At 67.3% G+C, this 11838-nt stretch carries 8 protein-coding genes; 3 read left to right on the forward strand and 5 right to left on the reverse strand.

Translation table 11 applies throughout. The features are described 5' to 3' along the window. Positions 1 to 22: 22 nt before the first annotated feature. The 5 genes from D8S75_RS13825 to D8S75_RS13845 form a co-directional block, all read right to left on the reverse strand. Complete coding sequence (locus D8S75_RS13825; protein WP_119966942.1) at positions 23 to 586, reverse strand: response regulator; 564 nt, start codon at positions 584 to 586, stop codon at positions 23 to 25. Between the two features lie 126 nt (positions 587 to 712). Continuing rightward, the gene (locus D8S75_RS13830) at positions 713 to 1153 is read right to left on the reverse strand and encodes a CBS domain-containing protein (RefSeq protein ID WP_119967029.1); all 441 of its coding nucleotides are present in this window, start codon (positions 1151 to 1153) and stop codon (positions 713 to 715) included. 22 nt (positions 1154 to 1175) lie between these two features. Further along, positions 1176 to 2231, reverse strand: coding sequence for a 2-oxoacid:ferredoxin oxidoreductase subunit beta (locus D8S75_RS13835; RefSeq protein WP_119966943.1), 1056 nt, complete (start codon positions 2229 to 2231; stop codon positions 1176 to 1178). Beyond that, positions 2228 to 4060 carry a 2-oxoacid:acceptor oxidoreductase subunit alpha gene (locus D8S75_RS13840; RefSeq protein WP_119966944.1) on the reverse strand — a complete coding sequence of 611 codons (1833 nt, stop codon included), beginning with the start codon at positions 4058 to 4060 and terminating at the stop codon, positions 2228 to 2230. Before D8S75_RS13840 ends, D8S75_RS13835 begins: the two co-directional genes overlap by 4 nt. Continuing rightward, a complete protein-coding gene (locus D8S75_RS13845) occupies positions 4057 to 5889 on the reverse strand; it encodes an FAD-dependent oxidoreductase (RefSeq protein WP_119967030.1) in 1833 nt (610 codons plus the stop codon). The genes D8S75_RS13840 and D8S75_RS13845 overlap by 4 nt, the downstream gene beginning before the upstream one ends. 262 nt (positions 5890 to 6151) lie before the next feature. On the opposite strand from D8S75_RS13845, the gene D8S75_RS13850 reads away from it, so the two are divergent. Genes D8S75_RS13850 through D8S75_RS13860 form a run of 3 tightly spaced genes read left to right on the forward strand, consistent with a single transcriptional unit; the run spans position 6152 to position 11528 of the window. Beyond that, a complete protein-coding gene (locus tag D8S75_RS13850; RefSeq protein ID WP_198673211.1) occupies positions 6152 to 8401 on the forward strand; it encodes an ATP-binding protein in 2250 nt (749 codons plus the stop codon). Next, positions 8398 to 8772, forward strand: a complete 375-nt coding sequence (locus tag D8S75_RS13855) for a response regulator (protein ID WP_119966946.1) — start codon at positions 8398 to 8400, stop codon at positions 8770 to 8772. The genes D8S75_RS13850 and D8S75_RS13855 overlap by 4 nt, the downstream gene beginning before the upstream one ends. Further along, on the forward strand, positions 8772 to 11528 hold the full coding sequence (locus D8S75_RS13860) for a two-component system response regulator (RefSeq protein ID WP_119966947.1): 2757 nt from the start codon (positions 8772 to 8774) through the stop codon (positions 11526 to 11528). Before D8S75_RS13855 ends, D8S75_RS13860 begins: the two co-directional genes overlap by 1 nt. Positions 11529 to 11838: the final 310 nt, after the last annotated feature.

The following is an 11838-nucleotide window of genomic DNA, read 5'->3' on the forward strand; positions in this document are numbered from 1 at the left end:
CCACGCGGGCCCGCCCATCGGCTCACAGGCCGGAATGTGGCGCCTCGGCCATGGCCTTGCGGCGCGGCACCATGCTGGCGTCGAGCAGGGTTTCGATCCGGGCAAAGATCTCGAAACGTGAAAACGGCTTCTTCATGAAGTCGTCGGCCCCGATGCGGTTGGCGTAGAACTGCTCGGTGGCATGCTCGTTGCCGCTGATCATGATCACCGGGATGTGCTGGCTGGCCGGGTTCTTGCGGATCAGGCGCAACGCGTTGAAGCCGTTCATGCCGGGCAGGATGATGTCCAGGAACACCAGGTCGGGAGGGTCCAGTTCGATCAGCGCCAGGCCTTGCTCGGCATCCAGCGCCTCCTGGGTGTTGTAGCCCGCCGAGCGCAGGGTCTTGCGCAGCGCCGCGACCACCGTGGGAGAGTCGTCGATGATCAAGGCCTTGAGGCCCTTGCGGGCGTCCTTGCGCGGGCGCTTGCGGCGTTCCAAGGTGCCAGCCGACTCGGGGCCTTCCACTGCGAGCGGGGCAGGAGCGGTGGTCTTGGGTGGGGGCGTCGTCTTGCGCGCACCGCCCCAGAGCCGGTCAAAGATGCTCATGGTGCTGTTTTTCTTGCAGGGTGGTCCAATCCAGGGGTGCCAGTATCCCAGATACGCTGGCCTCTGGATTGTCCGGCGTCAGTCGAGGCGCGGAAGCAACGCCGGGCATGCGGCGCTGCCCGGGCGTCAGCCCAGGGCGTCGTTCACCTGATCGTTGAACTCCGCCAGGCTCACGGCGTCCCCGATTTCGCGGGGCAGCGCGTCGCGCACTGAAAACACGCCGAGGATCTTGCCGGCCGCGGAAACGATGGGAAGGTGCCGGAAACCGCGCTCGATCATGATGAGAACGGCCTCGGACACCTTCATGTCGGGCGCCACGCAATGCGGGTTGGGCGTCATCACCTCGGACACCCGCGTGGTCTGCGGGTCCTGCGCCTTGGCGAGCACGCGCGTCATCAGGTCGCGTTCCGTGAGGATGCCAAGCAGGGTGCCGGGCGTGTCGAGGATGAGCACGCTGCCGCAGTTGGCGCGCGTCATCACGCAGGCCGCCTCCCACACGCTGGACTGCGGGCCCAGGCTCAGCACATGGCGCCGGGAGAGGGACTGGAAGACAGTGCGTTCGGCCATGGAATGCTCCTCGTGCAAATGCTCAGCGCAGGGATGCGTTGATCTTCTCCAGGATCTGCGAGCCTGGACACAGTTGCTCGGCGCCGAGCGCGTTGAGCGGTGTGTCGCTGGTGTTGAGCGCCAGGTGCAGGTCGGTGGCCACCGGGTCGATGTAGAGCAGGCCGGTCACCACCTCGCCGCGTGCCTGGTGCAGGTTCATGTAGCTCAGCGCGGCGTGGCGGTCGGTCGGATCGTAGTCGGTGTGGAGCTTGCGCAGGCGCAGCAGGCTGCCGTCGTGCTGCTGCACCTCGACCACTTCCCCGGGGGCGTACTGCGTGGTGATTTCGCCGTGTTGCGGGAGGAAATCAATGCGGCTCACGGCCTCGTTGTGCTGGCGCACGTAGTCGTAGCTCTTGGTGCTGCCGGCATGGTTGTTGAAGGTCACGCAGGGGCTGATGACATCGATGAAGGCCGCGCCGCCATGCCCCAGCGCACCCTTGATGAGCGGCACGAGCTGTTCCTTGTCGCCCGAGAAGCTGCGTGCCACGTAGGTGGCGCCGAGCTGCAGCGCCAGGCCCACCAGGTCCACCGGGCTGTCGTTGTTGACGACACCCTTCTTGCTGCGCGAGCCCTGGTCCGCCGTGGCCGAGAACTGGCCCTTGGTGAGACCGTAGACGCCGTTGTTCTCGACGATGTAAGCCATGTTCACGCCACGCCGCATGGCATTGGCGAACTGGCCCAGACCGATGGAGGCCGAGTCGCCGTCGCCCGACACGCCCAGGTAGAGCAGGTCGCGGTTGGCCAGGTTGGCGCCGGTCAGCACCGAGGGCATGCGCCCGTGCACGGTGTTGAAACCGTGCGAGGCGCCGAGGAAGTAGTCCGGCGTCTTGGAGCTGCAGCCGATGCCCGAGAGCTTGGCCACGCGGTGCGGCTCGATGTCGAGTTCCCAGCAGGCCTGGATGATGGCCGCCGAGATGGAGTCGTGCCCGCAGCCAGCGCACAGGGTGGAGATGCGGCCCTCGTAGTCGCGCCGCGTGTAGCCGACCTTGTTCAGGGTCAGCGAGGGGTGGTGCAGCCGGGGTTTGGCCAGGTAGGTCATGCGGCCTCCTTGAGCGTTGCGCGGGCGCCTTGCAGGTGGGTCTGGATCGCCTGGGTGATGAAACGCGCCGTGATGGGCGTGCCGTCGTAGTGCAGCACCTTGACCAGGCGCGCGGGATCGACCTGCAGTTCGTTGACCAGCATGGCATGCATCTGGCCGTCCCGGTTCTGCTCGACCACGAACACCTGTTCGTGCGCGGCGATGAAGCTGTCCACCACCTCGGGGAAGGGAAAGGCACGCAGGCGCATCGCATCGAGGTCGACGCCGCTGGCCGTGAGCACGTCCAGTGCCTCCTGCATGGCCGGGCTGGTGGAACCGAAGTAGATCACGCCCAGCGGCGTGGGCCGCGCCGCGCCGCGCAGCACCGGCTGTGGCACCAAGTTGGCCGCCGTGCGGAACTTGGCGCACAGGCGCTCCATGTTGTAGATGTAGTCCGGCCCGCGCTCGGAGTAGCGGGCGTAGGGATCGCGCGTGGTGCCGCGCGTGAAGAAGCTGCCCTTGGTGGGGTGCGTGCCCGGATAGGTGCGCCAGGGGATGCCGTCGCCGTCCACGTCCTTGTAGCGGCCAAAATCCTTGCCGGCTTCCAGTTCCTCGGCGGTCATGACCTTGCCCCGGTCGTACTGGCGCGCGTCGTCCCAGGCGAAGGGGCGGCACAGGCGCTGGTTCATGCCGATGTCGAGGTCGGTCATCACGAAGATGGGCGTCTGCAGCCGGTCCGCCAGATCCAGCGCGGCGGCCGCGTGCTCGAAGCACTCGTGCGGATCTTCGGGAAACAGCAGCACATGCTTGGTGTCGCCGTGCGAAGCGTAGGCGCAGCTGAGCAGGTCGGATTGCTGCGTGCGCGTGGGCATGCCCGTGGACGGGCCGCCGCGCTGCACGTTGATGAGGGTGACCGGAATCTCGGCGAAGTAGGCCAGGCCGATGAATTCGGTCATCAGCGAGATGCCGGGTCCCGAGGTGGCCGTGAAGGCGCGCGCGCCGTTCCAGCCCGCGCCCACCACCATGCCGATGGAGGCCAGCTCGTCCTCGGCCTGCACGATGGCGAAATTGCCGCGACCGGTTTCGGGGTCCACGCGGTACTTGTCGCAGTATTTCTGGAACGCCTCGGGGATCGATGACGATGGTGTGATCGGGTACCAGGCCGCCACGGTGGCGCCGCCGTACACGCAGCCCAGCGCGGCAGCGCTGTTGCCGTCGGTGAAGATGCGGTCGCCCACCTGGTCGGCGCGCCGCACGCGGATGCCCAGGGGCGCCTGCAGGTGCTCGCGGGCGTAGTCGCGCCCCAGGTGCAGCGCGCGCACGTTGGAATCGAGCAGCATCTCCTTGCCCCGGTACTGCTCGGCGAAGAGCTTTTCGAACACTTCGGCCTCCACGTCGAGCAGCACCGACAGCGCGCCCACGTAGATGATGTTCTTGAACAGCTGGCGCTGGCGCGGCTCGGCGTAGGTGTTGTTGCTGATCTCGGTCAGCGGCATGCCGATGACCTCGATGTCCTGGCGGAACTTCGCGGCCGGGATGGGGCGTGTGCTGTCGTAGAACAGGTAGCCGCCCGGCGTGATCTCGGCCACGTCGGCGTCCCAGGTTTGCGGGTTCATGGCCACCATCATGTCCACGCCGCCGCGCCGCCCGAGATAGCCCTTCTCGCACACCCGGGCCTCGTACCAGGTGGGCATGCCCTGGATGTTGCTGGGGAAGATGTTGCGCGGACTCACGGGCACGCCCATGCGCAGGATGGCCTTGGCGAACAGCTCGTTGGCCGAGGCCGATCCCGAACCATTGACGTTGGCGAACTTGATGACAAAGTCGTTGATGGCTTCGATGCGCTTCATGCGGCCTCCAGCGTGCGTCGGGTTGCGGTGGCATCGCGGCAGCCTGGTCCTGCCTGCGTGGTGTCGAGGCGGAACTTCTGCATGTCCCAGGCGCCGGTAGGGCAGCGCTCGGCGCACAGGCCGCAGTGCAGGCAGACGTCCTCGTCCTTGACCATCACGCGCCCGGTCTTGAGCGGCGCCGACACCAGCAGGTCTTGCGCGGGGTTGCGCGCGGGCGCCCTCAGCCGGCCGCGCAGGTCGTCCTCTTCGCCATTGCTGGTGAAGGTGATGCTGTCCATGGGGCAGATGTCGGCGCAGGCGTCGCATTCGATGCAGGTGGCGCGGTTGAAAACCGTTTGCACATCGCAGTTCAGACAGCGGCTGGCTTCCTTGAAGGCGGTGGCGGCATCGAAGCCCAGTTCGACCTCGACACGGATGCTGGCCAGCGCCACCTCGGCCCGGGCCCACGGTACCTTGAAGCGGGCGTCATTGGAGACGTCGTTGTCGTAGCTCCACTCGTGGATGCCCATCTTGGTGGAGAGCAGATGGGTGCGCGGCGCGGGGCGCTGGCGAACATCCTCGCCGTGCAGGAAACGGTCGATCGAGACCGCGGCCTCGTGTCCCTGGGCGACGGCCGTGATGATGTTCTTGGGGCCGTAGGCCGCGTCGCCGCCGAAGAACACCCGGGGCAGCGTGGACTGGAACGTGCCTTCGGTCAGTTGCGGCAGGCCCCAGCGGTCGAAGGCGATACCCAGGTCGGGCTCGATCCAGGGAAAGGCATTTTCCTGGCCCACGGCGATCAGCACCACGTCGCAGGGCACGCGCACATCGGGTTCGCCCGTGGGTACCAGGTGGCGGCGTCCCTGGGCGTCGTACTCGGCGCGCACGACCTCGAAGCTCATGCCCGTGAGCTGGCCGTTGTCGTGCTCGAAGGCCTTGGGCACATGGAAGTTCAGAATCGGGATGCCCTCGTGCAGGGTGTCCTCCTTTTCCCAGGGCGAAGCCTTCATCTCCTCGAAGCCGCTGCGCACGATGACCTTGACGTCGGTGCCACCCAGGCGGCGCGCCGAGCGGCAGCAGTCCATGGCGGTGTTGCCGCCGCCGAGCACGATGACGCGCGGCGCGATGCGCGTGACATGGCCGAAGGACACCGAGGCCAGCCAGTCGATGCCGATGTGGATGTTGTCCTGGATCTCGCGCCGCCCCGGGATGTCGAGGTCGCGCCCGCGCGGCGCGCCGCTGCCCACGAACACGGCGTCGTAGCCCTGTGCGAGCAGGTCGCGCAGCGAGTCCACGCGCTGGCCTCCCTGGAACCGCACGCCCAGGTCGAGGATGTAGCCGGTCTCTTCGTCGATCACCGATTCGGGCAGGCGAAAGCGCGGAATCTGGCTGCGGATGAAGCCACCCGCCTTGGCCTCGCCATCGAACACCGTGACCTCGTAGCCTTGTGGTACCAGGTCGCGCGCCACGGTCAGGGACGCAGGGCCGGCGCCCACGCAGGCCACGCGCTTGCCGTTGGGCGGCGCGATGCTGGGCATGCGCTCCTTCACGCCGGACTTGTGGTCCGCCGCCACGCGCTTCAAGCGGCAGATGGCCACGGGTTCGGGTTGGGCTCCATTGCTTTCCTCGACTCGGCCACGCCGACAGGCGGGCTCGCAGGGGCGGTCGCAGGTGCGTCCGAGGACGCCGGGAAACACGTTGGAGACCCAGTTGACCATATAGGCGTCGTCGTAACGGCCCTGGCCGATCAGCCGGATGTACTCCGGTACCGGGGTGTGCGCGGGACAGGCCCACTGGCAGTCGACGACTTTGTGAAAGTAGTCCGGGTGGGCGGTGTGGGTAGGCTGCAAGGCAATCTCCATGTCCACGGGCCTGCGGCCACGATGGCGCAGGACGCCACAGTCTATGGGGGGTGGATCGGCGCTGGCTCTCGGGTGAATCCCTCGGGTCCACCCTTTGTGCGCGGGACCTTGATACGGATCAGTGAATCCGCCGCGCAGGGGCAGCAAAGCTGCCGGGCGGTGCGGCGTGCTCGACATGACGCGGGCGTATCATGTTTCGCATCAACCGCACGAGTGGATGCGCTCGCATCCACCAAGGAGGGACCGTGCCATGCTGAACCAGTGCCGGGCTTGGAGGGGGGTGTTCGCCGTCCGCGAGGCGTGGCGTGCCGTCGGGCTGTGCCTGCTGGCGCTGTGGCTGAGCGCTCCAGCCTGGGGCGCGGAGAAGGTGCGGGTGGGGGTGTACCAGAACAGCCCCAAGGTGAGCATGTCCGCGTCGGGCAAGGCCGAAGGCATCTTCATCGATCTGATCGAGGGCATCGCCGCCAGCGAAGGATGGGAGATCGAGTATGTCGCGGGCACCTGGACCGAGGGCCTGGAGCGGCTGGGCCGGGGCGAGATCGACCTGATGCCCGATGTGGCCCGCAACCAGGAGCGCGAGGCCCTCTACGCCTTCCACCAGGAACCCGTGCTGTCGAGCTGGAACCAGGTCTATGCCCGCCGTGGATCCGGCGTGCGGTCGATGCTGGACCTGGAGGGCAAGCGCGTGGCCGTGCTCGCGGGGTCGGTCCAGGAGCGCCAGTTCGAGCAAATGGCTTCCAGCTTCAGCCTGGTGGTGGAATGGATGCCGCTGCCGGACTTCGATGCCGCCTTCGCCGCGGTGGAGCAGGGGCATGCCGATGCCGTGGTGACCAACCGCTTCTTCGGCGTGCGCAACGCGCTCCGGTATGGCCTGGAGGACACGGCCATCATCTTCAGCCCCTCCAAACTGTATTTCGCCGCGCCCCTCGGGGGGCGGCAGGATCTGCTCCAGGCGATCGACCGGCGGCTCATCGCCTTCAAGAAGGACTCCAACTCCCTCTATTACAAGTCCCTGCGGCGCTGGTCCGTGGACGAGGTGCGTGCCGCGACGCCGGGCTGGCTGCTGCCGGTCGTGGCGGCGTTCATGGCGGCGTTGATGGCGGCTGTGGCCGGCGTGCTGCTGCTGCGCCGCCAGGTGGCGCTGCGCACGGCGGAGCTGCGCCAGCGCAACCAGGAGATGCAGACCATCAACGATATCCTGCGGGCCATTGGGGGGCGCCGGGACCTCGATGGCGTGCTGCAGGAGGCCACGCGCGGCGCGATGGCGCTGTCCGGCTTCGATGGCGGTGTGCTCTGCCTGCGCGACGCGTCGCGGGGCTCTTTGCGGGTGGGCGCGCGGCTGCATGCGCTGCCACTGGTGGACCATTTTGACGACGGCATGCCCTTGTGCGATGCGGGCTGCCCGGCCATGCTGGACGTGGTGGGGAATGACAAACGCCATGCCCTGCTGAGTGCCGACGATCCAGGCGCGCACACGGCCTGCGGCAATGTGCGCGACCCCAGCGTGCGCTGGAACGCCTATTTCGCGCTGCAGGTGCAGGAACGGACCCTGGGGGTGCTGTGCCTGTTCTCGCGCCAGGCCGATCCGCCGCAATCAGAGGTTCTCAAGCTGGTGGAGGACCTGTGCGGTCCGGTGGCCCTGGCGGTCGAGAACGCCCATCTCTACCAGCAGGCGCAGGAGCACGCGCAGGAGCTGGAACGGCGGGTGGAAGACCGGACCCATGCGCTGGCGCAGGCCATGCACCGCGCCGAGGACGCGGACCGCATCAAGTCGGCATTCCTGGCCACCATGAGCCATGAGCTGCGCACGCCGCTCAACTCCATCATCGGGTTCACCGGCATCCTGCTGCAGGGGCTGGCGGGGCCGCTGAACCCCGAGCAGGGCAAGCAACTGGGCATGGTGCGCGACAGCGCGCGCCATTTGCTGGCGCTGATCAATGATGTGCTCGACATCTCCAAGATCGAGGCGGGTGAGCTGCGCGTGGGTTGTGCGCCCTTCGATCTCGCGCGCTCGATCCAGAAAGTCGGCGCCCTCATCGCGCCCCTGGCGGACAAGAAGCATCTGGCCCTGGACATCCAGGTGGCCCCCGGCATCGGCACCATGGCGAGCGACGAGCGCCGGGTCGAGCAGGTGTTGTTGAACCTGCTGAGCAATGCGGTCAAGTTCACCGACAGCGGTTCCGTCACGCTGCGGGCCGAGCCGGTGGAGGATTTCCGGCCCGTGGGCGCCCCCGGACCCGTGGATGCCGTGCGCCTGAGCGTGACGGACACCGGGCCGGGCATCAAGGAGGAAGACATGGCGCTGCTTTTCACACCGTTCCGGCAGATCGATTCGACGCTCGCGCGCAAGCACGAGGGCACGGGCCTGGGACTGACGATTTGTCAGCGCATGGTGGGCCTCATGGGCGGCAGCATCGAGGCGCGCAGCACCTGGGGGCAAGGCAGCACGTTCACCGTGACCCTGCCCCTGCAGGCCGTGCCGATGGAGGAAACTGCATGAACAAGCGCATTTTGCTGATCGAGGACAACGCGCAGAACCGCTACCTCGCCAATTTTCTGCTCGAATCCCGGGGCTGGGAAATGGTGCATGCCGAGGATGGGCCCACCGGCGTGGCGCTGGCGGCGCAGGTCGATCCGGTGTTGATCCTGCTCGACATCCAGTTGCCCGGCATGGACGGCTATGCCGTCGCGCATGCCCTGCGGGCCGATCCCAAGCTCGGCGCCATCCCCATCGTGGCGGTCACCTCGTATGCCATGGCCGGCGACCGCGAGCGCTGCCTGGCCGCGGGCTGCAACGGCTACATCGAGAAGCCCATCGACCCCCTGACCTTCGCCGACGAGGTGGAGCGCTACGTGAAAGGGGCCGCTTGATGCTGGCATTGATCGTCGATGACCGCGAGGACAACCGCTATCTGCTGCGCATGCTGCTGCAGGGCCACGGCTTCGAGGTGCGGGAGGCGCCGCATGGCCAGCAGGCGCTGGCGCTGGCCCGGGAGCAGCCGCCCGACCTGGTCGTCAGCGATCTGCTGATGCCGGTGATGGACGGCTACACCCTGTTGCGCGAATGGAAGGCCGATGCGGCGCTGCGCGGCATTCCGTTCATGGTCTATACCGCCACCTACACCGAATCCAAGGACGAAAGGCTGGCGCTGGACATGGGGGCAGATGCCTTCCTGGTCAAGCCGTCCGAGCCCGAGGTCTTCATGGCACGCCTGCACGACATGCTGGCGTCGGCCACGAGGCAGCAGCCCGTGGCGCGCGAGCCCGTGCTGTCCGGCCCGTCCATGCTCAAGATGTACAGCGAGGTGTTGGTGCACAAGCTGGAGCAGCGCAGCCTGGAACTGGAGCAGCGCCTGCAGGAACTCGACGCGGCGCAGCAGCGGATCTTGCGGCTCAACCGGCTCTATGCGGCACTGAGCGAGACCAACCAGGCCATCGTCCATGCCGCACACCGCGATGAACTGTTCACCCGCCTGTGCCATATCGCCGTGGAGCGAGGCGGGTTGCGCATGGCCTGGGTCGGCATGCTCGATGGGCAGACCGGGGAGATGGTGCCCATGGCGCGCTGTGGCGACGAGCCCGCATGGCTGGGCCGCCTGGCGCCCATCAGCATCCCGGGGGGCGCCAGGGTGCCAGAGGTGCTGGCGCAGTCGGGGGCGGTGCCGTATGTGTGCAACGATCTGCTGGCCGATCCTGTGCTGTCGCCCATCCATGGCGATCTGCGGCGCCACGGCTTCCTGGCGGGCGCCTGCTTCCCGCTGCGCATCGACGACAGGATGGTGGGCTGCTTCACGCTGTTCGCGGGTGAGACGGGATTCTTCGACAGTGAGTTGCAGAACCTGGTGGGCGAGATGGTGACGGATGTCAGCTTCGCACTGTCCAACTTCGAGAAGGAGGCGCTGCGCCGGCAGGCCGAGGAACGCCTGCGCGCCAGCGAGGAGTCCAGCCGCCTCAACAGCAGCGCCGTCGAGGCCTCTGCCAACGGCATCATGATCATCGCGCGGTTGCAGGACGGCGACCACATCACCTATGTGAATCCGGCTTTTCAGCGCATCACGGGCTATGGCGCCCGCGAGGCGCTGGGCCAGGGCCCCGACCTGCTGCTGCGGGCCGACCGGAACCAGCTTGGGGTGCACGAGCTGGAATCGGCCATGCGGGAGTCGCGCGAGGGCCATGCTCTGCTGCGCAATTACCGCAAGGACGGCTCCCTGTTCTGGAACGAACTGTCGATCGCCCCCGTGCGCAATGCCCTGGGCGAGGTCACCCACTTCGTGGGCATCCTCAACGACATCACCGAACGCAAGCAGTACGAAGAGCAGCTGGAGCGGCAGAACAACCAGGACGAACTCACGGGGCTGGCCAACCGCAACCGCCTGCGCGAGCGCACCGATCTGGCCATCGCCTTCGCGCGGCGCCACCAGGGCGCGGTGGCTGTTCTCTACCTCGACCTGGACCATTTCAAGCGCATCAACGACAGCCTGGGCCATGCCTTTGGCGATGACATCCTGCGCATCGTGGCCCAGCGTCTGGCGGGGCAACTGCGCGAGCGCGACACGGCGGCGCGCATCGGGGGGGATGATTTCGTGGTGGTGCTGTCCGATCTGGCGGGGCCACAGGACGTCATGCTGCGGGCCGACGGGCTGTTGCACGACATCGCGCGCCCCATCCCGCTGCAGGACCGTGAGGTGAGCCTGTCGGTGAGCATCGGCGTGAGCCTGTATCCGACGGATGGCACCGACTACGACACCTTGCTGCGCAATGCCGATGCGGCCATGTACCGTGCCAAGGAGGCCGGCCGCAACGCCTTCTGTTTCTACACCGCCGACATGAACACCCAGGCCCTGCGCAAGCTGGAGATGGAAGCACGGCTGCGCCACGCGCTGGAGCGTGGCGAGCTGCTGCTGCACTACCAGCCCCTGCTGAACCTGGCCACCAACGGGGTGACGGACGTGGAGGCGCTGGTGCGCTGGCGCCTGGACGACGGCACGCTGGTGCCGCCCGGTGACTTCATTCCCCTGGCGGAAGAAACGGGGCTGATCGTGTCCATAGGCCAATGGGTGTTGCGCACGGCCTGCCAGCAGGTGCGGCAGTGGCAGCGCGAGGGGCTGGACCTGCGGGTGGCGGTGAACCTGTCGGCGCGGCAGTTTCGCGACGACCAGCTGGCCGGTAGCGTGCAGCAGGCGCTGCAGGAATCCGGATTGCAAGCCCGGCAGCTCAAGCTGGAAATCACCGAGAGCACCGTCATGCAGAACGCCGACCAGGCCACGCGCATCCTGGCGGACCTCAAGGCGCTGGGGGTGGATCTCTCGGTGGACGACTTCGGCACGGGCTATTCTTCGCTGGCCTACCTGCGCCGCTTCCCGATCGACCAGCTCAAGATCGACCGTTCCTTCGTGCAGGACATGATGGAGCACCAGGACAGCGCGGCCATCGTGCACAGCATCATCGGGCTGGCGCGTAGCCTGCGCATGCAGACGGTGGGGGAGGGGGTCGAGACCGAGGCACAGCGCGACTTCTTGCGCGCGGCCGGCTGCGACCTGATGCAGGGCTACCTGTTCAGCCGCCCGCTGCCCGCGCCGGCACTGTCCGAGCGGATTCGCGGGCACCAGGCGTCCAGGGTCCGCTGAAAGGCCCTGGCGCCTGGGGTGCGGTGCGCGATGCCCTGTTTGTGGCAAGGTTGTTGCGGCCGTGCAACAATTTGTAACCAATGATCGTGCGTCCAGAGCGACCGCCGTCCATGGCCCTTTTGGCGCGTGCTGGCTCCAGGGCCGGTGGGCATGCGCCGGTTTCTTCCGGCCGGAGCTGGCGCGCCCGGCGAGGAGGTTTGCACCATCCTGGTGCGGCCTGCCGTGGGGGCAATGTGCGCCGCAGCAACCCAGGCCCCATAATGGTTATTCCCTGAATGGTGGCGATCACGGTAGCCGCCCGTCGACCATA

Origin of the sequence: Simplicispira lacusdiani, from assembly GCF_003604195.1 — a bacterium.
Lineage (GTDB): Bacteria > Pseudomonadota > Gammaproteobacteria > Burkholderiales > Burkholderiaceae_C > Simplicispira > Simplicispira lacusdiani.